The sequence below is a fragment of the Arthrobacter sp. M4 genome, from assembly GCF_020251205.1.
Taxonomy (GTDB): Bacteria; Actinomycetota; Actinomycetes; order Actinomycetales; family Micrococcaceae; genus Arthrobacter.
This window is the reverse complement of sequence record NZ_JAIWYX010000015.1, coordinates 14,618-36,989: the sequence shown is the minus strand read 5'-3', so window position 1 is coordinate 36,989 and position 22,372 is coordinate 14,618. Positions and strand designations below refer to the sequence as shown.

The window sequence follows — 22,372 nt, the reverse complement described above, 5'->3', positions numbered from 1 at the left end:
TAGATCTTGCTTTTAGAGTAGGGTTTTTCCATGAAGCCAGATCCAGCCCCGGATTCGTTGTCCTCGGTTGCCGTGTTGGGTGATGCGTCCCGACGAGCGGTCTATGAATATGTCCTTGCCGCAGGCCGCGAGTCGGGCCGTGAAGTGGGGCGCGACGACGTTGCGGCTGCGCTAGGCATGGTTCGGAGCACCGCTGCGTTTCATCTGGATCGTCTGGCCAAGGAAGGGCTCTTGGCGGTGAGCTACCGCCGCCTCCATGGACGCACCGGGCCGGGGTCGGGGCGGCCTACCAAGATGTACTCCCGTGCCGCGGGTGAAATCTCCGTAAGCCTCCCGCAGCGCCATTACGACCTGGCCGGAGAACTCCTTGCGGCGGCGATTGAGGATTCGTCGCAAAGCGGCCGACCCGTAGCGGAGTCAGTTCAACGAGTGGCGTCGGCGGCCGGACGGGAAATCCGGGAAGCGGCTGAGGATGCCGGTACGGGTCTGCGGCTCCTCGAACTCCTCGCGCAGCAGGGCTACGAACCCTTCCATGACACCGACGGCAGCATCCTGCTCCGAAACTGCCCCTTCCACCGCCTGGCGCGGAAGCACACGGATACGGTGTGCGGCTTGAACGTCGGGTTGCTGGGCGCGCTGGTGGAGCGGCCGCCGTCGGGCACGAAGGACACGGAAGAGGACGACGGCGGCGCGCGGCCGCCGTCGGATCCGTCCGTGGAAGGTGACGCCGCCAGTAAACAAAATAATCGCGGCGAGTGGCGGGCTGTCTTGGACCCGGCACCGGATCGCTGCTGCGTCCGCCTGGTCCCGGTGAGGGGCCCCCAGAAATAACCAGGACGCCGTCGTGGTTGTTGCCTCTGGGTCCCGCACGGCGGGCGCCCAGAACCAAACTCTGAACGAAAGGCCGGCACCGACGTGACTGTTCCACTCTCCATCCTCGATCTGGCAATTATCGGCAAAGGCCAGACGGCGGCGGAGAGCTTCGCGGGCAGCGTCGCCATGGCCCAGCTCGCCGAGCGACTTGGCTACAAGCGCATCTGGTACGCCGAGCACCACAACATGTCATCCATCGCATCGTCGGCCACCAGCGTATTGATCGCCCACATTGCCGCGCACACCAGCAGCATCCGGCTTGGCGCAGGCGGCATCATGCTGCCCAACCATTCGCCGCTCACCATCGCTGAGCAGTTCGGCACGTTGGAAACCCTTCACCCGGGCCGGATAGACCTGGGGCTTGGCCGCGCACCGGGCAGTGACCAGAACACCATGCGTGCGCTCCGGCGGAACCATGCCGCGGCGGACACCTTCCCGCAGGATGTGTTGGAGCTGCAGGGCTACGTCACCGGTCCCACCCGGATACAAGGGGTCGAAGCAACGCCGGGCAAGGGGACCAACGTTCCGCTGTACATTCTTGGCTCGTCCTTGTTTGGTGCCCGGCTCGCCGCGCAGCTTGGCCTCCCCTATGGCTTCGCCTCGCACTTCGCGCCCGCAGCATTGCAGGATGCGGTGGCCATCTACCGGCGAGAGTTCCAGCCTTCCGATCAACTGTCCGCGCCCTACGTGATTGCTGGCGTCAACGTCATCGCGGCCGACACAGCTGCCGAGGCCCAGGAAATCTTCCACTCCGTCAAGCGCGATCGCGTGAGCCGCTTCCTCGGCGGCGGCCGCGAATTCACCGACGACGAGGCCGACCTGATCCTTGATTCAGCGCAAGGCCAGCACCTCATCGACATGATGCGGTACTCCGCCGTCGGTACCCCGGACATGGTGCGGGAGTACCTGGACGAGTTCGCGGAGCACGCAGACGCCGACGAGCTGATCGTGGCACACCAGAGCACGGGCACGGAGGCCCGTTTGCGTTCCGTGGAGCTGCTTGCAAAGGTAGCCGTGGCGGCATAGCAGGCCCAAAAGTTGCCCCGCGTGACGGATCACGCGGGGCAACCGGCTCGAGATAGGGCAGCTTGCTTAGCTTCGTGACGGCGACCCCAGCTGCACTGGCTCTTCGTCGATGAGGTAGGCCTCTTCGGCGTGGGCCGCGATGTCGATGCCGCGGAGCTCCTCCTCGGGTTTGATCCGCAAACCAACCGTGACCTGGACGATCTTTGCCGTGATCCACGTGACCACGAACGAGTACACCAGCACAGCCGCGGTGGCCAAGGTCTGCACACCCAGCAGTTCAAAGCCGCCGCCATAGAAGAGCCCTGCCGTCTTGTTCGGTGCGGCATCGGTGGCGAAGAGCCCAATCAGCAAGGTACCGATCACGCCGCCCACCAAGTGCACGCCCACCACGTCCAACGAGTCGTCGAAGCCAAGGCGGAACTTCCACTCGATCGCCAGGGAGCAGACAGCTCCGGCAATTGCACCGATGGCAATGGCACCCAGCGGGCTCACGGCGCCACAGGCCGGCGTGATCGCAACCAAGCCAGCGACCAGCCCGGACGCCGCACCAACGCTGCTTGCCCGGCCAAGGCGGAGGCGTTCGACGGCGATCCAGCCCAGCAGGGCAGCGGCGCCTGCGACGGCGGTGTTGAGGAAGACAACGGCTGCAGAGTTGCCTGCCGCCAGGGCTGAACCGGCGTTGAAACCGAACCAGCCAACCCAGAGCAGCCCTGCACCTACCAGGACCAGCGGTCGGCTGTGCGGCCGGACGTGCTCACTCTGCGGCCAGCCCGCGCTGCGGCCCAGGACCAAGGAGAGCGCCAATGCGGCAACACCGGCGTTGACGTGCACGGCGGTCCCACCGGCGAAGTCGATGGCCTTGATGCCATTGAGGATCCAACCGCCGATGACAGCGCCGTCGGTGGAACTCAGCGCGAACACCCAGTGCGCAACGGGCAGGTACACAAGCGTGGACCACAGTCCGGCGAACAGCATCCACGCGCCGAACTTCATGCGCCCTGCAGCTGCACCCGCGATGATCGCCGTGGTGATGCCGGCGAAGAAAAGCTGGAAGGCGGCAAACAGCGCAGCGGGAATAGGGGCATCCGGGTTTTCTGCCAGCAATTGGTCCAGGCCCAAATACTCAGTGACGTCGCCAATCAGGCCAAGTCCGCCCACAGAGTTGCCGAACACGGCCGAGTAGCCGAAAACCGCCCACAACACGGCGACGACGCTGACGCCGCCGAAGCACATCATCATCATGTTCAGGATGCGGCGGGAACCCACCATGCCTCCGTAAAAGAGCGCAAGGGCGGGGATCAAAATACAGACCAAGGCTGCGGCGGCCAGGATCCAAGCGGTATGTCCAGTGTCCATAGGAGCTCCAATCGGGATGCGAAACGGGAGAGGGAGAATGGGATAGGTTGCGGGGGTTGGGGCAGTTAGACGCCAAGCAGCCAGTCCGACGCGGCTTCCCGGTAGCGGCTTATGCCCTTGTAGTCGGCCATGTCCTGGGGGAGTTCGGCCAGGACCTTGCCGAGGCGATCGCGCCAGGCCGGAATCGTGGCCACTTCAGCCAGCGAGGCAAGGTATGTGCGGACCAGGAACATGACGGCACCCGAGCGTGGCAACCGAATGAGGTGCTGAACCTCGACGCGAAGGTGCAGCCGCTCGGGCAGCTCAGGATCGTCCACGATGGACACCCGGTCCGGACCCCATTCCGGGTATGTTTCGGTGGAGGTGTCCAAGCGGCGGCCTACGGTCATGGTCCAGTTGGTCCTGCGGTAGTTTCTGCCGGGCTGCAGACGCATGATGAAATGCTGTGCCCTAGAGATGATCTGTTCCTCGTGGATGCGCGGGACGGGGCCGTGCACCTCAAGGAAACGCATGCCGACGTCGAACCCCATGGACCAGTCGGCAGCGAAGGTGACCACGCCGGCGTCGAGCCACAACGCGTCCTCCCGCTGGTCCAGCAGGACGATGTCCTCCTGGACCTGGCTGGACGCGTAGGCGAGCGGGCCGCCGGGGAGCGAGGAATCATCGCCCAGGACGAAGTCCCGCTCCTCATCGAGTAGCCGGTTGACCCAGCGGCACGATCTGCCCGAACGCTCGAAAGCCATATCACGGGGATATTGCTGGGCGAGCGTTTCGAGGAGGAGCACCAAGGCATCCCAGGCGGCCGGCCGCATGTGGTCCAAGAGGGCCATTCGGCTCGGGTCTGATTGGAGGATGGCCCGCCGCTCGGCAAGCTCAACGCGGTAGTCGCCGTCGACCTCCAGCACGGTGTCGCCCCAGGCGCCAGCGGCCGTTTCCGCGCGTGTCAGGGCCGGTTCGATATTGGCGCTGTAGCGGTAGGCATCGTGCGGAAACGGGAAGGGGAACCGCTTCATAGATCCAGCTCCAGTTCTGGGTCCAGGCTGCGGGAGACGCAGCACATGATGGCGGAGTTCGCTGATTTCTCGGCATCGCTGAGGAAAAGGTCGCGGTGTTCGGGGCGCCCGGCCTTGACCGGGACAACGCACTCGCCGCAGACGCCCTGGCGACATAGCCTCGGCATGGTGACTCCAACACGGTCCAGCGCATCCAGCAGCGACACCCCGGACGGCACCGCAACTGAACGGCCACTGCGGCCCAGCCGCACCGAAAAAGGCCGTCCGGCGTCGAGTTCCGCGGAACCGAAGGCTTCCAGATGCAGCCGGGACTCCGGCCAGCAGGCCGCCCTGGCTTCGGCGATCACCGTGTCCATAAACGCCTGCGGGCCGCAAACATACAGGTGCGTGCCGAGCGGCTGCCGCCGAAGTGCTTCAGCCAGTCCAGCCCGGAAGCTTCGCCGGTTCGTGAATTCGCTCAGGGACAACCCCGGCGAACTGCCGCACAATGCCTGAACGTCGGCGAGGTGGGCGCCCTGTCCGGGTCGGTAGGAATACAGCAGCTCAGCGTCGCGGCCCCACTCCGCTGCCGCCCGAAGGTGCGAGACCATGGGCGTGATGCCGATGCCGCCTGCAATGAGTAGGTGGCGCCGGGCATTCGCCACGGGCGGGAAGGCGCTTCGGGGCGCGGACACCCGCACCTGCTCGCCGTGCATCAGCCGGTGAACGGCCGCAGAGCCGCCGCGCCCGTCCGGACAGTACAGGACTGAGATGCGATACTCCTCTGGAAAATCGCCGGAGCCCGTGAGCGAGTAGGCATTGGTATGCCCCTCGCACTCGATGACGATATGGCTGCCCGGGGCAAAGCTGGGCAAGATTGCTCGTCCCGGATGGCGGAGCACAAGCTCGCGGATGCCAGCAGCCTGATAGCTCGAATCGGCCACCACCAGGTCAAGGTGGACTCCCACCTGAGGCGCGGTCAGCAACGGCGTGCTCATGCAACCACCCCCAGAGCAGCGGGCCGGGGCTCCTCCGCGTCAGCCATGAAGCCCAGGTAGCTTGCCGTGCGGCGGGAAAAGTGGTGATAAATCTCCAGTTGGCGGCCGCATCCGTTACAGGGAGCGACGGCGCCAATCGCCTTGGCGGTGCGGGTTTCAGTCCGGCAATGCGGACAAAAGACCCGCTTCGCGTTGCGATTGGTGACCGCCACAATCAGTTCCTCTTGCACGAGTCCCGCCTCGCAGGCGACTGCAGCCGCCTTGTAGGCGTCAGCCTCCGGCCCCGCAATCAAGACCCGCAAGCCAACGACGGCGGTACGCAAGTGGCCGCGAAGGGTCGCCAGGGCATGGTCGCTGGCTTCTTCGGCCACCACATGCCGCCGCTGCGCCGAGGAGTTGGCCTGGGCGAGCCACTCGGTAGCCGCAGCCCTGCCCGCTTCCCCAAAAGAAAGCGCAAAGAATTCCGTGGCGCGGCCCGGTGGCTTAGGCGGAGCATTGTCCGGGACGCTGCTGAAGGCTTTCATGTCAGGGCGCAAACGTGCGGTCGCCAACAAAGAAGCCCAGGGCATAGTCGGTCGTCTCGAACTTGACCGTGGTGCCCTTGGGGAAGAAGAGGATGTCGCGCTCCTTGGCGACTGTTGTCTCATTCGTGGCCATGTCCGTGAGGATGAACTCGCCCTGCACCACAAGCTTCATCTCGTCGTACGTGTACTCGTAAACCAAGGGCTCGCTTGCCCTGAGTTCGAAGAACCCGGAACACATCACCGAGTCAGCAGGGTTGGCGAGGGAATCGCCGATGAACGCCTCCGTCCCCGCGATGTTCATGCTTGGCAACCCGCTGTGGCCGGCTTCGACCTTGTGGATAGCCCCGGCCGTGGTCAGGGTTCCCATCAATGTGCTGTCCATAATGTGCTGCCTCCGCATGCTCGTAGATCGATCACTGTTATGAAACAACAATCACTGTTGGTGAACGGTTTTGGGTTTCGCGCCGGTTAATTCCGCGTTGCCGCTGCTTGCGAAGACTTGAAACACGCTTTTTACATGAGGGGCGTTGTCTGGAAACACGGCGCATGAGTAACTGTATTCAACGCAGTTTCCTGACAGGGAACACTTTATGGAAAGATTGGACGAACGATGACAGCACTCGTATCGGACCCCTCAGAAGTCCTCGCTGACTTCCCTCAACCAGCCGCCTCGCCGCTGGCTGAGCTCGCTGCTGCCCATGGCACCAGGTTCATCCTGGCCACCTTTGTGGATATGAACGGCAAACCCTGCGCCAAGTTGGTGCCGGTTTCCGCGATCGCTGAACTCGAGGCCGGAAAGCTCGGTTTCGCTGGCTATGCGGCCGGTTTGATGGGGCAAAACCCGCAGGACGGCGACTTGTGCGCCGTGCCGGACCCGGCAAGTTTCACTCCACTCGACGCAGTCCGTCCAGGCCTCGCGCTGGTCCACTGCGATCCTTACGTGGACGGCAAGCCCTGGCCCTTCGCGCCCCGTGTGATCCTCAAGGAGGCACTGGCCCGCCTGGCGGAAAAGGACATGACGGCCAAGGCCGGTGCCGAGGTGGAGTACTACCTCGTGAAAAAGAACGACGACGGCACGCTCGCCACGGCGGACGCCAAGGATGACGGCGCCCACCCTTGCTACGACGCCCGTGGGGTAACCCGCATGTACGAGCACCTGACCGAGGTTTCGGACGTCATGAACCAGCTGGGCTGGGGAAACTACGCCAACGACCACGAGGACGGCGCCGGCCAGTTCGAGCAGAACTTCGATTACGACGACGCGCTGGTGACTGCGGACCGCGTGGTCACGCTACGGTACTTGCTCAATGTCTTCGCGGAACAGCGCGGCATGGTGGCCACCTTTATGCCCAAGCCCTTCACCAACCGAACGGGCAACGGCCTGCACTTCCACTTGTCCTTGTGGGACTCCGACGGCGGCGAGCTTTTCCCATCCGCAGGCGAAGACCGCCACGGACTCGGCCTCTCCGCGACGGCCTATAGCTTCCTGGCCGGCATCCTTGACCACGCTCCCGCACTCCAGGCCTTCCTTGCCCCCACGGTGAATTCGTACAAGCGCACCGGTGCGACCACCACAGAGTCCGGAGCGACGTGGTCCACTAACAAGGCTTCCTATGGCGGCAATGACCGAACCCATATGATCCGCGTGCCCGACGCCCACCGCATCGAACTCCGCTCCGGGGACGGTTCAGCTAACCCCTACTTGGCGATGGCCGCCGTGATCGCTGCAGGCCTGGACGGCATGCAACGCGAGCTGGACCCGGGGGCACCCTGTGGTCCGGGCGAGCGAAAGCCAGATGCTGCCACTTTGCCGCCTACCCTGCTGCACGCAGTTCAGGAACTCCGCCAGGATCCAGTGATGCTCTCGGCCTTGAGCGCATCTGAAGCAGTTGGCCGCTATTACGCCTCCGCCAAGGAGACCGAATTCTTCCAGTGGCACAACCAGGTCACGGACTGGGAAGTGAACCACTACCTGACCGCCATCTAGGCAACAACACCCACCGCCCCAGCGACAACAGAATCCAGCGACAACAGAAGAGGAACCAACCATGTGCGGAATCGCCGCCCTGCAGCTCCGGAACCCGGAGCTGCGCCCAAAGATGGGCGCCCTGCTTTCCACTATGCTTTGCGAAATCGTGGACCGTGGCCCGGACTCCGCAGGCCTGGCCGTCTATGACAACCCTGATCTCAACACCGAGGGCATTGCGACGCTCAGCCTCCTTGGCGGTGACCTGGACATTAGCTCAGCCGAGATCGACGCACTGCTCGCCGGAATCCTCCCGGAAGGCGCCGCGTCCCAGGTCAAGGTAGTCGGCGACACCACACTGGTTTCAGCCGAGGTGCCCGCCGCGGAACTGGCCGGTGCGGTCGTCAAGGCGAGTCCCGGCGTCGTGGTCGCCGGCAGGGGAGAGCGCGTGACCGTGATGAAGAGCGTGGGCCACCCCGTGGAAGTGGCGGAACGTCACGGCCTGGACGGTATGTACGGCACGCAGGCCGTCAGCCACACCCGTATGGCCACCGAATCCGCGGTGACCGCTGGCGGCTCCCACCCCTTCTCCGTGGCGGATGATCTCTGCCTGGTGCACAACGGCTCCTTCTCCAACCACGCTTCTGTACGGCGTGAGCTGAAGCGGCTGGGGGTCGAGTTCGATTCCGAGAACGACACCGAGGTGGGCGCGCGGTACGTGGCCCACCGGCTGGAACAGGGCGACGACCTGGAGACCGCGCTGGTAAACCTCGGTAAGGTCCTGGACGGCTTCTACACGCTGGTGGTTACGACGGCGGACAGCATGGCCGTGGTCCGCGACCCCATCGCCTGCAAGCCGGCGATCATCGCCGAAACTGACGACTGGGTGGCCATGGCCTCCGAGTTCCGGGCGCTCGCGGAACTGCCCGGCATCGAGAACGCCCGCATCTTCGAACCTGAGCCCGGCAAGGTCTACACCTGGTCGCTCTGAGAGCCAGGTCCTGAGCAGCCAACACTTTTAGAAGGAGTCCTCCGTGACAACCACAATCGAAAGCATTCCCGCCGCCTCAGCGGCGGCCACCGCACCCCAGGTCTATGACCTCAAGCTCGACGACGTCCGCACGCTCAACAAAGCCATCCACCAGGCCACCGGCGGGGAGTCGTTCGTCGTGGAACATCCCGGCGGAAAGCACAGTCTGGCTGTCGGCATTAACGCCGAAATCGACGTCGACATCAACGGCCACGCCGGCTACTACGCAGCTGGAATGAACCAGCACGGACGCATCACCATCCATGGCAACGCCGGTGTTGGCGTGGCGGAGAACATGATGTCCGGCACCGTCCACGTGAAAGGCGACGCCTCGCAGTCGGCCGGGGCCACGGCCCACGGCGGCCTCTTGGTGATCGGCGGCAATGCTTCCGCCCGCTGCGGCATCTCCATGAAGGGCGTGGACATCGTGGTGGGCGGCAATATCGGCCACATGTCGGCGTTCATGGCCCAGGCGGGCCGCCTGGTGGTCTGTGGCGACGCTGGCGAAGCCCTCGGTGACTCGATTTACGAAGCACGCATTTACGTGAAGGGTTCCGTGGCTTCCCTCGGTGCCGACTGCATCGCGAAGGAGATGCGTCCCGTACACCTTGCTGAGCTTGCAGAGCTCCTGCAGGCCGCCGGACGCGACGACGATCCCGCGGATTTCACCCGCTACGGTTCGGCCCGCACCCTCTACAACTTCCACGTCGACAACTCCAGCGCCTACTAGGAGACCGCCATGACCCTCACCGCCCCAGACCACGCCCTGGCAGCCTCCGTACCCTCCCCCGCTGCATCCAACCTCGCGGAGCTCGGCCTTCGCGAATCCGCCACCTTCGACCGAGCCACAATCGCCGATATCCAGCGCGCCGCCGAAACCGGTATCTACGACATCCGCGGCTGGGGAGCCAAGCGCAAGGTCCCACACTTCGACGACCTGCTGTTCCTCGGCGCCTCCATGTCCCGCTACCCGCTGGAGGGCTACCGCGAAAAGTGCGGCACCGACGTCGTCCTCGGCGACCGGTACGCTTCCAAGCCGCTGCACCTGGAGACCCCGGTGACTATTGCCGGCATGAGCTTCGGCGCCCTTTCGGCCAACGCGAAAGAGGCCTTGGGCCGCGGCGCCAGCGCCGTCGGCACCTCAACAACAACCGGCGACGGCGGCATGACGCCGGAGGAGCGCGGCCAGTCCAAGCACCTCGTCTACCAGTACCTGCCCTCCCGTTATGGCATGAACCCGGACGACCTCCGCAAGGCCGACGCGATTGAAGTGGTTCTCGGGCAGGGCGCCAAGCCGGGCGGCGGTGGCATGCTGCTCGGCCAGAAGATCACAGAACGCGTCGCCGGGATGCGCACGTTGCCGATAGGCATCGACCAGCGCTCTGCCTGCCGCCACCCCGACTGGACCGGCCCCGACGACCTGGAGATCAAGATCGCCGAGCTCCGTGAAATCACCGACTGGGAAAAGCCGATCTACGTCAAGATTGGTGCGTCCCGTCCTTACTACGACACGGCGCTTGCGGTAAAGTCGGGCGCCGACGTGGTGGTCCTGGACGGCATGCAGGGCGGCACGGCCGCGACGCAGCAGGTATTCATCGAAAACGTTGGCATCCCCACGCTCGCCGCCATTCCGCAGGCAGTGCAGGCCCTGCAGGAACTAGGCATGCACCGGAAGGTCCAGCTCATCGTGTCCGGCGGTATCCGCACCGGAGCCGACGTGGCCAAGGCCATGGCCCTGGGGGCAGACGCGGTGGCGATCGGTACCGCGGCGCTTATTGCACTGGGTGACAACAGCCCCCGCTACGCCGCGGAATACGCTCGGCTCGGCTCTGCGGCCGGCTTCTACGATGATTTCCAGGACGGCCGCGACCCCGCCGGCATCAGCACCCAGGACCCGGAGCTTTCGGCTCGGCTCGACCCGGTGACGGGCGGTCGGCGCATTGCCAACTACCTGCGAGTGCTCACCATGGAAGCCCAGACCATCGCCCGGGCCTGCGGCAAGGCCCATCTGCACAACCTCGAGCCCGAGGACCTCGTGGCCCTAACCATCGAGTCGGCGGCCATGGCCCGCGTGCCGCTGGCCGGAACCTCCTGGATTCCGGGTGTCACAGGAACTGGTTTCTGATTCCAACTCCGTTTGGCAGGTGGCGGCGCCGGCCCGGCACGACCTAACGGGCACTGCCACCTGCCTATACTCGATCCATGACTACCGGGGAGGTCGAGCACACGAACATCACCGAGGCCGACTCAACAGAAGAAACTCCCGGCTCCCTTGAAGCGATCATCGCCGTCCAGGTGAAGAGGTACCGGACCGAGGCCGGGATGTCCGCCGCAGAGTTGGCCGCCCGTACCGGACTCTCCAAGGCGATGATCTCCAAGATCGAATCCGCCAGCACCTCCTGCTCCCTGACAACCCTGCAGCGCCTCGCGACGGGACTCAACCTGCCCGTAACGTCGCTTTTCCAAGGCGCGGACACCGAACGCGAAGCGACGCTCACCCGCGCGGGCGAGGGCAGCGTCACGGTCCGAACCGGGACCAGGCACGGCCACGAATACCGTTCGCTCGGCTCGTTGAAGCGGCGCGAAAACGCGATCGAACCCAGCCTGGTCACCCTCACCAGCGCATCGGACGTTTTTCCCCTGTTCCAGCACTCGGGCACGGAATTCATCTACATGCTCGAGGGGCGCATGGTCTACGGCCACGGCTCCTACGAGTATGAGCTTTCGCCCGGGGACTCCCTGGTCTTCGAAGGCGAGGGACCACACGGGCCCCTCCGGCTAATCGAACTGCCGATCCGCTTCCTGGCCGTCGCCGCCCGCTGACGCTCGCTCCAGAGCATGATGCAGGCCTTTTACAGGCCCGCAATCAAGGAGTCATTCAGGCGAAACTCTCCGGCCCCACACTGGAGAACACCGCTCGGAAGGACCCCGGCCCATGCCAACTCCGCTCAACCAATCCGTGGCTGATTCCGCTCTCTTGACCAATGCCCTCCCCTTGGGAATGCTGCGGGCTTTCGTGAGGTCGGAAGAGGAAGATTACGGCATCACATCGCAGCTTCTGGCGGAGCTCAAGGTCCTGGCGCGCACTCCTGGATTGCTGGTGGCCTGCAACTATGGGGGAACGCTCTGCGCGGCCGAAGGTGTCTCCACGGAAACGCTCCCGCTGGGCAGCGCCGCCGTCGCACTGCGGGCATTGGCGGCCCTGCCCAATACGCACACCGCCGTAATCTCAGGACGCTCACTCCGGGACCTCGCCGCGGTGTCACGCCTGCCGGCCGAAGTGCATCTTGTCGGTTGCCACGGCGCTGAATTCGACATGACTTTCGCCTACGGCGTCTCCCTGGCTACCGAGGCAGTCCTGCAACAAACCGCATCCGCCCTCACTGAAGCCGTTGGCTTCGAGAAGGGCATCAGCATCGAACGCAAGCCCGTTGCCGTCGGGGTCCATACGCGTTCCGCCACGCCGGATGTTGTGGCCAAAGTCGTAGCCCGGGCGGAGGAAATCGCCAAGGAGCACGGACTCTTCTTCATCGTCGATGGCACTGTTTACGACCTTTCCGTGGTGGAGCCTTCCAAGGCCGCCGCGCTGGAGCAGCTTCGTTCCAGGCTTGGCGTTAGCGCCGCTCTCTTCGCAGGTGACGCAGCCAGCGACGAGCTTGCCATTGCCACGTTGAGGGGTCCGGACTTGGGACTTCACGTAGGCGACGGCGATTCGCTTGCCCGGCACCGCCTGCCCAGCCCGGAAGCTTTCGCCAAAGTCCTGGCAATCCTGTTCGAGCTCCGCCGCGCCTGGCTTTTCGGAGAAGACGCCGTAGGGCTCGAACGCCACTCGCTGATTGGCAACGGAACCTCAACGGCGCTGCTGACGCCTGATGCCAAGGTTTGTTGGATGAGCCACCCCCTTCCTGATTCGGGTTCATTGTTCGCCCACATCCTGGGCGGCGATCCGGCCGGTCATTTCAGCATAGAACCGGTCAAGGCGTCGCCTGTCTTGGGGCAGCGCTATGTGGACAACACGATGATTGTGGAAACCCGCTGGGCCGACGTCATGGTCACGGACTACCTGGAACCCGCTCCCGACGGCATCACCAGCTTGGTGCGGGTCCTGTCCGGCACCGGCGCCGCCCGCATCGTCTTCGCCCCGCGTCCCGATTACGCCAACGCGCCCTTCAGCATGGAAGCCCGCGGCGACGAAGTGCATGTTGTGGGTACGGCCGACCCCATCATCCTCACGGCGCCCGGCGTCCACTTCACCGTCACCAGCGACGGACGGCACGCCACAGCCACCGCGGAGGTCAACCTGCACCACGGCCCCGTTGTGTTGAACCTTCGATGCGGTGACACTGAGCCGGCCCAGGCGGATCCGGGCGGAGAGCCAATGCGGCGTGCCGCCGTCGCGAATTCCACCCGCCAATGGGTGCGGGAGCTTGATCTGCCCAACATGAAACCCTCCTTGGTGCGCCGGTCGGCGTTGGTCCTCAAGGCGCTGGTCCATGAGCCCACCGGCGCCGTCCTGGCCGCCCCCACCACCTCCCTGCCGGAGGGAATAGGTGGCACGCGCAACTGGGATTACCGTTACTGCTGGCTCCGGGACGGCTCCATGACTGTCAACGCCCTCGTCGACCTCGGCTCTACAGACGAAGCTGACGGCTTCCTCCGGTGGCTTGGCCGTATCCTGGAGAGCGCCCCGGGTCCCGAGTGGCTACACCCGTTGTATTCGGTGACGGGCTCCCCGCTGTCCACGGAGGCCACCATCGAGAGCCTTCCCGGTTACGCGGGCTCCCGCCCGGTGCGCATCGGAAACGCGGCCGACCACCAGGTCCAGCTGGATGTTTTCGGCCCGATCGCCGAGCTCATTCACGGCCTCAGCGTCCGGCGCAGGGAACTTCCGGACGAGCACTGGAAGCTCATGGAGCAGATGGTCCATGCAGTGATGGCCCGCTGGCACGAGCCCGATCACGGCATATGGGAAGCCCGACGCGCTCCGCGCCACCACGTGTACACCAAAGTGATGTGCTGGGTGACGATGGACAGGGCCCTCAAAACTGCTGAACTGCACGGCCGGGAGCCGGCGGAGAGCTGGGTTGCCACGGCGGCAACCATCAGGGACGAAGTGTTGCACCAAGGCTGGGACGACTCCGCAGCCTCCTACACAGTGGCCTATGACAGCTCGGACCTGGATGCCGCCGTGCTGCACATCGGCCTCTCCGGCCTCCTGGACGTCCGCGACCAGCGCTTCCTGGACACCGTGGCCGCCGTCGAACGCGAGTTGCGCGCCGGACCCACGGTTTTCCGGTACAGATACGACGACGGCCTGCCGGGTTTGGAGGGCGGCTTCCACATCTGCACCACATGGCTGATCGAGGCGTACCTCGCAGTTGGTCGCCTGGACGATGCCGTGACGCTCTTCAACCAGCTCGTGGCGTTGTTCGGCCCCACCGGCCTGCTGCCCGAAGAGTACGATCCCTCAACGGAAACCCACTTGGGGAACCACCCGCAGGCCTACTCACACCTAGGCTTCATCCGTTGCGCACAACTGCTCGATAAGTATTTGGCGTCAGTCGAGGAAGAATAGGGAACCGCTCTCAAGCGAGAAGCAGTGCCAGCACGATCATCGCGGGGACTGCTATCACGGTGGTCAGCAGGACAGTGTCCTTGGCCACGATGATGCCGGCCTTGTAGCGGCTGGCTGCGACGAACACGTTTTGGGCGGTTGGAAGGGCTGCCGCGATAACGGCGGCGAACAGGTCGTGCCCATCCAGCCCCAGGGCGAACCGTGCAAAAAGGAATGCGAGGGCCGGGTGCACGAGCAGCTTGAAGCTTGTGGCCAGGAGGGCATCGATGCGGCGGGCCGAGCTCTTTTGAAGGGGTCGGGAACCATTGAGGCTCATTCCGAATGCCAGAAGCATCGCGGGGATCGCGGCGCCGCCAATCAGGTGGATGGGCTGGAGAATCAGATCCGGAACTTTGAACCCGGTGCCAGCCACCAGGAGGCCGATAGCAGAACCCACAATCATCGGATTCTTGGTGATCATCAGGACGAACCGCAGGGGAGTAGTCCGGTGCGTGCTCATGCTCGAATCAAGCAACATGAGGTACAGGGGCGTGAAGAAGGCCAGCTGGAAAATCAGCAGTGGCGCCACGTAGCTCGCGCTGCCGAGCACAAAAACGGCGATGGGGATTCCAAGGTTCGCCGAATTGGCCAGGGACGCACTCATTGAAGAAACCAAAGCCTCGGGCATGGTGCGTTTCAACCAGAACTTGGCCAACGTAAAGAAGAGGACCCCGGTGGCGATTGCGCTAACGCCTGCCACGAGCAGCGGTGCGGAGAAGATCTCCCGCAGATTTGCCTTGCTCAGCGTCTCGAACAGGAGTGCCGGACTCGCAACAAAAAAGGTCAGGGCGCTGAGGACGGGGCGGGCGTTCTCCCCAAGCAAGCGGCGTTTTCCAATGAACCAGCCCACCAAAATGATGGACCAGACTACGAAGAACCCCGCGAGCACACCTAGCACAGAGGCGCCCCGAGGGGTTTGTCAGGAGTAGGCAGGGAGTTCACGCTTCCCAGCCTAATCAGATTTATTCAGCCATCCTGAATCGGTTGACCGATTTCCCGATATGCGGACAAGCCACTTACCGGACGCCGCCGGCTAGCTGAGTGTTGCGGCGTTGTTCAGCGCGAACGGAGGGCGCAGCAGGCCGGGAATCAAGCCTCCGTCAGCCGGATCGTTGCCGAGCTGGACGATCTTGTTGTGCTTATCCACGTGGACCACCTTCGGCTCGTAGGCGCGGGCCTCTTCGGTGGTCATATCCGCGTAGCTAATGAGAATCACAATGTCGTTCTCATGAATGAGGTGGGCCGCTGCGCCGTTAATGCCGATGACACCGGAGCCACGTTCGCCAGCGATCGTGTAGGTTTCCAGGCGTGCCCCGTTGGTGACGTCGACAATGGAGACGAGTTCGCCGGGGAGAATGTCCGCAGCGTCCAGCAGGTCCAGGTCGACAGTGACCGAACCGACGTAGTGTAGGTCAGCATGCGTGACCGTGGCGCGGTGAATCTTGGACTTAAACATTGTGCGATTCATAACGTGAACAGTTTAGCCCCGGGGTCCTGCGCGCCGCTGTGAGGTGGCGTACACGCAGCAACAATTAGGGGCGGGCTTTTGCGGCGGTCCGCTGGCGAATTTTCCCGTACGCGGCGAGCATCCGGGGAACCACAACATACACCGCGACCGGCACCACAATCAGGGTGAGCACGAACGACCGCAGCACAGGAGGCCAGCCATCCATCAGCGGCCCGGTGGTGACCATGCAGATTGCAACGAGTGGGAAAATGGCCAGCCACGTAATGATGGCGCGCACGTGGATTGACGGCATTGCCGGCATCCCGGGCGCTGCTATGGGTGCCGGGGCGGGCGGCGGCGCCGGGGCGCCGACTGCCGGGGAGACTACTTCGACGACGGGAGGCTCAACTGGCATCGAGGGTTCAACGGGATTCTGGACGCTCACGACATTCTCCAACTAACTAGTTGTTTTTGCGGCTGACCTTGAGTCTAGCGCCCCTCAGCTGGCGATTGCAACCGTTTGGTTGGAGTCAACTATACTAAGGAAATGGCGTGGGATACAGAGCGAACCAAGCGCCTTCTCTTGGAAGCAGCCACCGTGGAGTTTTGCCAGTCCGGCTTGGCGGGTGCCCGCGTGGACCGCATCGCAGCGGCCGCGGGTGTCAATAAGGAACGCATATATCAATACTTCGGCAAGAAGGACGCGCTTTTTGACACCGTGATCGGCTCGCAGTTGCGCGCGGTCATGGATGAAGTTCCCATTGAAGGCCATGGCCCCGAAGCAATGGCGGATTATGCTGGCCGGCTTTTCGATCATCACTTGGCCGACGCAACGTTGCCGCGCCTGCTTTTCTGGGAGGGCCTGGAGCGTGGTGACTACGTGGTGGACCGCCTTGCACGCAGGGAGAACTGCGTTGCGAAGGTGCGGCGGACCATGGAGGTCCTGCCCGGCGTTCAGCAGGAAGATGCGGCGGACCTGCTGTTGACCATCATCAGCCTTTGCGACGTGCCCGCCGCCCTCCCCGCCCTTGATGGACTCCTCACGGGCGGGGCCAAGGACCGTGCAGAGCGTCGACGGGCGGCCATTGTAAGGACCGTCCGCCTGGCGGCAGAAGCCCTGCTGCCGCAGCCCGCCGCGAGTTAGTGCCGCCGTCGTACTTTGCTGCCGGACGGAAACGGCGGTCTTTCAGCTCGACTTGTTCAGCGTCCTGCCCATGATGGCCTGCGTGAGGGCGTCGATCACTTCTGCGTTGGCGAGCGGGTTGCGGATGAGCGTGAAGTCGACGTCGCCTACGGGCGGGAGGCCGAAGCGTGCGGTGATCACCTTGAGGTCCTCGGGAACCAGCGACGCCGGCATAACCGCGACGCCGATACCCGCCCGAAGTGCCGCGAGGACGCCGCTGATCTGCTTGGTACTGCAGGTGATGCGCCAAGTGCGGCCCATCGCTTCGAGTGCGTCGATGGCGAGCTTGCGACTGAGGCTTGGGGCCGGATAGGCGATGAGCGGCACGGGATCGCGCGGATCCAGGACTGTCTGTTCCAGGCCGACCCACGCAAAGGTGTCGTGGCGGACCACGGTGCCTTCCTTGGCGCCGGCCACCCACTTCACAAAAACCAGATCAAGTTGCCCGGCGTTGAGTCTTTTAATGAGCTGGTCGCTCTGGCTGACCGTGAGTTCCAGGTTGATCTGCGGATAGAGTTGCCGGAATTCGCGAAGAATTCGCGGCAGCCCGGTTATCGCAAGGTCGTCCGCTGTGCCGAAGCGCAGGCGTCCGCGCATCGCTGAGCCAGAGAAGTAACGGGCGGCGGCATCGTGGGCAGCGAGGATGCTGCGAGCGAAGCCGGCCATGGCATCGCCGTTGTCCGTCAGGCGCACCTCGCGCGTGTCCCGGGCGACAAGCACACGTTTGGCGGCGGTCTCGAGTTTCCGCACGTGCTGGCTCACCGTGGGCTGCGCCAAGCCGAGTCGTTCCGCGGCTTTCGTGAAGCTCAGTGTCTCCGCTACTGCCAGGAACGATCGAAGCTGGACGGGTTCAAACATGCGACTCCTTTGTCCCCTGGTCCCGGGAATTTGTTCGGCTGTCCCGGGAATTGTCCGGCACTGAATACGGCGCCAATTGGTCGGGAAATTCCCGCCTATTGCGGTCTGCAATGAGAGTTATAGGCCCAATAAGCTTCCACAATCATCACCGGCCACCTTAGCGTTAATGGCACCGACCCGAAACCGTTTACTTGAGGATTCTTTGTGGCACCCCCACCGCCCTCTGCGGCAAACGTAAGTCAGCCCGTCATCGATTCCATAGCCGCTGCCGCCCAGGCCCCGGACTCCGTCACCCAGCCGATCGCCGTCGTCAGCGAGCGCCTGCCCTGGCGGCATACCTTTATTTCCCTGAAAGTCCGCAATTTCAAGATTTTCGCTGCAGGGCATTTCATCGCAGTTATCGCCCTGTGGATGCAGCGGATCGCCCAGGACTGGCTGGTTCTCCAGCTTTCCGGCTCCGTCACCGCGGTGGGCATCACCGTGGCCCTGCAGTTCACGCCGTCGCTGCTGCTGGGGCCTTGGGGCGGCATGATGGCCGACCGCTTTGCCAAGCGCAGGATCCTCATCCTGTGCCAGAGCATGGCCGCAGTGCTGGCGGCGGCCCTCGCCACGTTGGCCCTGACCGGACACATTGAGGTTTGGCAGGTATACCTGATCGCGTTTGCCCTGGGGCTCGTGACGGTTCTGGACCAGCCGGCCCGCCAAGTTTTTGTCAACGAACTCGTTGGCCCCGCCTACCTCCGTAACGCCATCAGCGTGAACTCCACGACGTTTCAACTTGGCGGACTCATTGGACCGGCGATCGCGGGCATCCTGCTCAACGCCGTCGGCGCAGGATGGGCGTTCGCTGCCAATGCGGCTGCCTGCTGTTCAACGGTGTCCATGCTTCTGCTCCTCCGGAAGGACGAACTGCACGTCACTGCTCCGACGCCTAAGCGCAAAGGCATGCTGAAGGAAGGCCTTCGCTATGCGCTAAGCAAGCCCACGATCTACTGGCCCTGGCTGATGGCCGGCTTTGTGTCGGTTTTCGCGATGAGCCTGCCTGTGCTGCTGGCCGCCTTCGCGGACCACGTGTTCGACGCCGGTGCCGGTGGCTACGGCCTGCTCAACGCTATGGTTGCGCTTGGTGCGCTAAGCGGCGCCATAGCTTCGGCGCGCCGCCGGGTCCTTCGGCTGCGCACTGTGGTGTTTAGCGCCGGCCTGTACGGAGCCATGCTGTGCCTTTCCGCCGCCGCCCCCTCCATGGTGTGGTTTTCCCTGGCAATGGTCCTTTCAGGGTTCTGGTCCCTGATGTTCCTCACCGCAGCCAACCAGCTGGTCCAGGTGAGTGCGAACATGGCGATTCGCGGAAGGGTCATGAGTTTGTACGTCATGGTGCTGATCGGAGGCCAGGCGATCGGCGGACCCATGCTCGGCTGGCTTGCGGAGCACCTTGAACCGCACACAGCACTGTTGGTTTCCGGCGGCGTCCCCGCCTCGGCCGCGACCGTCGTCGGGATCCTGTTGGCGCGCAAGTCCTCCCTCAAGCTCAAGGTGGACCTGCGGAACCGCCGGCAGATGGTGCGGATCGTCCCGCAGGCCAGCGGCGCGCGGGCCTGAGCGCGGTTCCCGGAGTCTTGGGGGCTCCGGGAACCTTCGCTTGGGAATAGACCGACGGGCCTAGACCGGCGCGGGCCTAGACCGAGCTGTTCGACGGCTCGCGCCCACGCGCGGCAATAGGCCGGCGCGGGCCTAGGCCGATGCTGGGCTAGGCCGAGCTGTTCGACGGCTCGCGCCCACGCGCGGCAATAGACCGACGGGCCTAGACCGAGCTGTTCGACGGCTCGCGTTGGTCCTCGTGGACCGGTGCGGGCCGACCGTGGCTGACGCGGTGAGTGATGCGGGCGATGGCTTCGTTGATGTCCCCGCTGTGGCGTTCCACCGGTTCCAGGAAGAAACGTGCCCCACTGATCAGGGCGTCGTTATCCACCTCGAAGACGATCACGCCTGTGAGGTCATGCATGACGCCATCCCGACGGTTGCCGGTGAGGGTCATTTCCGTCCAGATGCGGTTGCCCGAGACGCTGTGATCCAGTAATCGGGCTTTGATGTCTGGAACGGCCGCGAACAACTGCTCCCAGTTGCTGCGGACCTGGTCGCGGCCTGTGAAACCGCGCAGTGGATGCGCGGGTGTTTCGTTCACATAGCCAGGCGAGAAGCATTCTGCCAAGGCTTCCAGATCGTGTTTGTTGGTGGCTTCCAGCAGGCGGTTGATCGTGGCCAGCGGGCTGTCAGCACCATTGTTGAGAGTCATCACGAACCTCCCGGAGGATTGGACGCTACGGACTGTGTATCTCTGAGTGTAGGCGCGGGCGTCCGCTAGGTCAGTAGTCTTGACAACTCCCGCCGGTATTGTGCGGCCCCCAAGCGGATGTGAGAATTTCGCTGTGGCCCGGCGCAGGGCGGGGCCCTGCGAGTTGGACGTGGAATTTCATGGCAACAATTCGGGTGGAAACCAGCATCATTATTCCGTGCGGACGGGCCGAGGTTTACTACTTAACGGCCATCCGGAAGGTCCATTACCTGAACACTGAACGGGAAGTGCCGCTGCCGGAATTCGTGGACTTCGTGCAGGACCGCTCGTGGACGGAGTTGCTCAATACGTCTTCCATGGCGGCCAGCTACTCCTACGTTGTGTATCCCGTTGCCGACAGCACACGCATGACTGTCACCGCCGACATCACTCCCCGCGGGTTCGGCAGACTCTTTCCCGGCATGACCGCAGGAAGCATCAAGAAACGTGAAGAGGCCCGGGTGGCAGACATCCGCAAGGCCGTGATGTCCCACCTCAACGGCGGAGCCAGGCTCGCTGAAACAGGTCGGGAACAGACGCAGTGATTCGGTCTGGACGCGGTTAGCCAGGCATTGATGACAAGAGCCCCTTGCCGAACGCTCAACAGCGTGCACCAAGGGGCTCATGTTTTGTCGGGACGCGATCACACGACTCCAGGAGCGGTTCCGCTAGGAGGCGTTCCACACCCGGACGTAGTCAATCTTGACCTCGGAGGCCGGGCCGAAGACGTTGGTCCGGCTGTTGCTGGAACCGACGTTGAAAATGAGGTAGTGCGGGGCGCCGCCGTCGTTTGTGGCGTAAGAGCGCACCAGCTTGCCGTCAAAGTAAATATCGTTCTTTCCCGGCTGCCGGTTCACACCGTAGGTGTGGTAGCCGGCAGACCATGTGCCGGAGATGGTGCCTGAGTTGCTGGCTCCCGACGGCGAGTGGTAGTTGGTGGTCATGGTGCCCAGGCCCTCGGCGATGTCGATCTCGCCGTTGGTCGGCCAGCTCTGGCCGTCAGTCCACCAGGCCGGCCAGTTGTAGATGGTGGAACCTGAGCCCGGGAAGTACACACGCGCCTCGGCGTAGCCGTAGGTGAACTGGAAGCCGGGCTTGGCTCCGCCGGAGGGGTTGGAGCTGACCAACGCGCCGTCAGTTTGCGAGGCCAGGGTCAAGCCCAGCTCGCCGTTGGAGACGCGGACGTTGGCAGGGTTTGTGACCACATTGTTCATTGTGCTGGTGGGGCTGAACCAGTATGGGGTCCACTTACTGGAGTCCAACGAGGTGCCATTGAAGTCATCGTTGAAGGAGAGCGTCCAGTTTCCGCCCGGGCCCAGCGGCTGCGTACCGGTCACTGCCAGGGGCGCGCTCGTAGGGTTCGTCGACGAGGTGATAGTCGGCGACGGCGACGGCGAGCTTGACGTGGTCGGTGCGGGGGCCGCCGTCGTTGTGGGGCTGGGCGACGAAGTTGCTGTGGTGGACGGCGACGGCGTTGCCGTGGTTGTGGGCGCAGGAGACGACGTCGTCGTCGGAGCTGGCGCAGCCGTTGAGGTGGAGGTCGCCGATGGGGTCGTGGCCGTCTTCGAGCCCGTGCACGCGCCGTGGCCGCAATTCTTGACGTTGCCTGCGGCTTCCAAGGACGCCAGTTCGGGGGAGAAGGCTTGGATGCCGCCTGTAACGGCGATGGCACCAGCCACGAGCAGGGCCGACAGGGAGAGGTTTCGTTTCCGTTTAGTAAGCATCAGTAAAGCTCCAAGTGTTCGCCGGTGCGTGTTGGGGGGAATATTCGTGTTCTAAGGCGTGCTGTCCCGGCGAACCGCACACCTGCCATGCGGTGTGATGGAAGATTTCGTGATATGGATTTTGGCCCTTGCCGCCAGTCAGCAGCGACAACGGCGGCCGGTGGTTGCCTGCACGCGGTTGCCAAGGCGAACGGCACCTCGGGTCGCGCTGCCCGCAGCAGGCAGCAGGCCATTAGGGGAGATCCAGTGCAGGCCATGTCACTGGGGTCTGCACATCCGTGGCTACAGTGAGCGGTGGCGGAACGGGGCCGCGGACCAGCTGGTCGAGAGCGTCGGACTGGACATGGTTGACGACACTAGCACGGGTATTTGCAGGCCATTTCCCGGGTTGACAGGCCCCACTGTTCCGTGTCCGCAGGAGCTGCCATTGGCTGCATTTTCCGAGGTGA

General features: G+C 64.0%; 23 protein-coding genes. 11 read left to right on the top strand and 12 right to left on the bottom strand.

The window, feature by feature from the left end; translation table 11 throughout:
* Positions 1-30: 30 nt before the first annotated feature.
* Positions 31-831 (top strand): metalloregulator ArsR/SmtB family transcription factor, encoded by an 801-nt coding sequence (locus tag LD110_RS19375; RefSeq protein WP_225501259.1) that lies wholly within the window; start codon positions 31-33, stop codon positions 829-831.
* An 84-nt stretch (positions 832-915) separates the two neighbouring features.
* The gene (locus LD110_RS19370) at positions 916-1,899 is read left to right on the top strand and encodes an LLM class flavin-dependent oxidoreductase (protein ID WP_225501257.1); all 984 of its coding nucleotides are present in this window, start codon (positions 916-918) and stop codon (positions 1,897-1,899) included.
* 66 nt (positions 1,900-1,965) lie between these two features.
* On the opposite strand, the gene LD110_RS19365 is transcribed toward LD110_RS19370, so the two are convergent.
* From LD110_RS19365 to LD110_RS19345, 5 genes are all read right to left on the bottom strand, one after another.
* Positions 1,966-3,255, bottom strand: coding sequence for an ammonium transporter (locus LD110_RS19365; protein ID WP_225501255.1), 1,290 nt, complete (start codon positions 3,253-3,255; stop codon positions 1,966-1,968).
* A gap of 65 nt (positions 3,256-3,320) precedes the next feature.
* Positions 3,321-4,268, bottom strand: coding sequence for a DUF3445 domain-containing protein (locus tag LD110_RS19360; protein WP_225501253.1), 948 nt, complete (start codon positions 4,266-4,268; stop codon positions 3,321-3,323).
* Positions 4,265-5,245 (bottom strand): PDR/VanB family oxidoreductase, encoded by a 981-nt coding sequence (locus LD110_RS19355; protein WP_225501252.1) that lies wholly within the window; start codon positions 5,243-5,245, stop codon positions 4,265-4,267. Before LD110_RS19355 ends, LD110_RS19360 begins: the two co-directional genes overlap by 4 nt.
* Positions 5,242-5,769, bottom strand: coding sequence for a dimethylamine monooxygenase subunit DmmA family protein (locus LD110_RS19350; protein WP_225501250.1), 528 nt, complete (start codon positions 5,767-5,769; stop codon positions 5,242-5,244). Before LD110_RS19350 ends, LD110_RS19355 begins: the two co-directional genes overlap by 4 nt.
* Position 5,770: 1 nt before the next feature.
* Positions 5,771-6,151 (bottom strand): ethanolamine utilization protein, encoded by a 381-nt coding sequence (locus LD110_RS19345; protein WP_225501247.1) that lies wholly within the window; start codon positions 6,149-6,151, stop codon positions 5,771-5,773.
* 228 nt (positions 6,152-6,379) lie between these two features.
* On the opposite strand from LD110_RS19345, the gene glnT reads away from it, so the two are divergent.
* The 6 genes from glnT (at position 6,380) to LD110_RS19315 (ending at position 14,340) form a co-directional block, all read left to right on the top strand.
* A complete protein-coding gene (gene glnT / locus LD110_RS19340; protein WP_225501246.1) occupies positions 6,380-7,756 on the top strand; it encodes a type III glutamate--ammonia ligase in 1,377 nt (458 codons plus the stop codon).
* A gap of 61 nt (positions 7,757-7,817) precedes the next feature.
* Entirely contained in the window at positions 7,818-8,726 is a 909-nt protein-coding gene (locus LD110_RS19335; protein WP_225501244.1) for a glutamine amidotransferase, read from the top strand.
* Between the two features lie 43 nt (positions 8,727-8,769).
* A complete protein-coding gene (locus tag LD110_RS19330) occupies positions 8,770-9,495 on the top strand; it encodes a protein glxC (RefSeq protein ID WP_225501241.1) in 726 nt (241 codons plus the stop codon).
* A 9-nt stretch (positions 9,496-9,504) separates the two neighbouring features.
* On the top strand, positions 9,505-10,890 hold the full coding sequence (locus LD110_RS19325) for an FMN-binding glutamate synthase family protein (protein WP_225501240.1): 1,386 nt from the start codon (positions 9,505-9,507) through the stop codon (positions 10,888-10,890).
* A 77-nt stretch (positions 10,891-10,967) separates the two neighbouring features.
* Positions 10,968-11,588, top strand: coding sequence for an XRE family transcriptional regulator (locus LD110_RS19320; RefSeq protein WP_225501239.1), 621 nt, complete (start codon positions 10,968-10,970; stop codon positions 11,586-11,588).
* 112 nt (positions 11,589-11,700) lie between these two features.
* Positions 11,701-14,340, top strand: coding sequence for a trehalase-like domain-containing protein (locus LD110_RS19315; protein ID WP_225501238.1), 2,640 nt, complete (start codon positions 11,701-11,703; stop codon positions 14,338-14,340).
* A gap of 10 nt (positions 14,341-14,350) precedes the next feature.
* Here the strand turns inward: LD110_RS19315 and LD110_RS19310 are convergent, their stop codons facing one another.
* From LD110_RS19310 to LD110_RS19300, 3 genes are all read right to left on the bottom strand, one after another.
* Positions 14,351-15,277 carry an AEC family transporter gene (locus tag LD110_RS19310; RefSeq protein ID WP_225501236.1) on the bottom strand — a complete coding sequence of 309 codons (927 nt, stop codon included), beginning with the start codon at positions 15,275-15,277 and terminating at the stop codon, positions 14,351-14,353.
* 135 nt (positions 15,278-15,412) lie between these two features.
* Positions 15,413-15,847 (bottom strand): aspartate 1-decarboxylase, encoded by a 435-nt coding sequence (panD, locus tag LD110_RS19305; protein WP_225501234.1) that lies wholly within the window; start codon positions 15,845-15,847, stop codon positions 15,413-15,415.
* Between the two features lie 64 nt (positions 15,848-15,911).
* The gene (locus tag LD110_RS19300) at positions 15,912-16,271 is read right to left on the bottom strand and encodes a hypothetical protein (protein ID WP_225501231.1); all 360 of its coding nucleotides are present in this window, start codon (positions 16,269-16,271) and stop codon (positions 15,912-15,914) included.
* Positions 16,272-16,373: 102 nt separating this feature from the next.
* Here LD110_RS19300 and LD110_RS19295 point away from each other — a divergent pair, with 102 nt between their 5' ends.
* A complete protein-coding gene (locus LD110_RS19295; protein WP_225501229.1) occupies positions 16,374-16,970 on the top strand; it encodes a TetR/AcrR family transcriptional regulator in 597 nt (198 codons plus the stop codon).
* A gap of 42 nt (positions 16,971-17,012) precedes the next feature.
* On the opposite strand, the gene LD110_RS19290 is transcribed toward LD110_RS19295, so the two are convergent.
* Positions 17,013-17,867 (bottom strand): LysR substrate-binding domain-containing protein, encoded by an 855-nt coding sequence (locus tag LD110_RS19290; RefSeq protein WP_225501227.1) that lies wholly within the window; start codon positions 17,865-17,867, stop codon positions 17,013-17,015.
* Between the two features lie 204 nt (positions 17,868-18,071).
* Between LD110_RS19290 and LD110_RS19285 the strand changes: the two genes are divergently transcribed.
* Positions 18,072-19,466 (top strand): MFS transporter, encoded by a 1,395-nt coding sequence (locus LD110_RS19285; protein WP_225501225.1) that lies wholly within the window; start codon positions 18,072-18,074, stop codon positions 19,464-19,466.
* Between the two features lie 202 nt (positions 19,467-19,668).
* Here LD110_RS19285 and LD110_RS19280 read toward each other — a convergent pair whose 3' ends face one another.
* Positions 19,669-20,160 carry a nuclear transport factor 2 family protein gene (locus tag LD110_RS19280; protein ID WP_225501223.1) on the bottom strand — a complete coding sequence of 164 codons (492 nt, stop codon included), beginning with the start codon at positions 20,158-20,160 and terminating at the stop codon, positions 19,669-19,671.
* A gap of 179 nt (positions 20,161-20,339) precedes the next feature.
* On the opposite strand from LD110_RS19280, the gene LD110_RS19275 reads away from it, so the two are divergent.
* Positions 20,340-20,744, top strand: a complete 405-nt coding sequence (locus tag LD110_RS19275) for a hypothetical protein (protein WP_225501220.1) — start codon at positions 20,340-20,342, stop codon at positions 20,742-20,744.
* Between the two features lie 123 nt (positions 20,745-20,867).
* Here the strand turns inward: LD110_RS19275 and LD110_RS19270 are convergent, their stop codons facing one another.
* Both LD110_RS19270 and LD110_RS19265 read right to left on the bottom strand, forming a co-directional pair.
* Positions 20,868-21,404 (bottom strand): glycoside hydrolase family 16 protein, encoded by a 537-nt coding sequence (locus LD110_RS19270; RefSeq protein ID WP_308012461.1) that lies wholly within the window; start codon positions 21,402-21,404, stop codon positions 20,868-20,870.
* Positions 21,405-21,477: 73 nt separating this feature from the next.
* Entirely contained in the window at positions 21,478-21,777 is a 300-nt protein-coding gene (locus LD110_RS19265) for a hypothetical protein (RefSeq protein ID WP_225501218.1), read from the bottom strand.
* Positions 21,778-22,372: the final 595 nt, after the last annotated feature.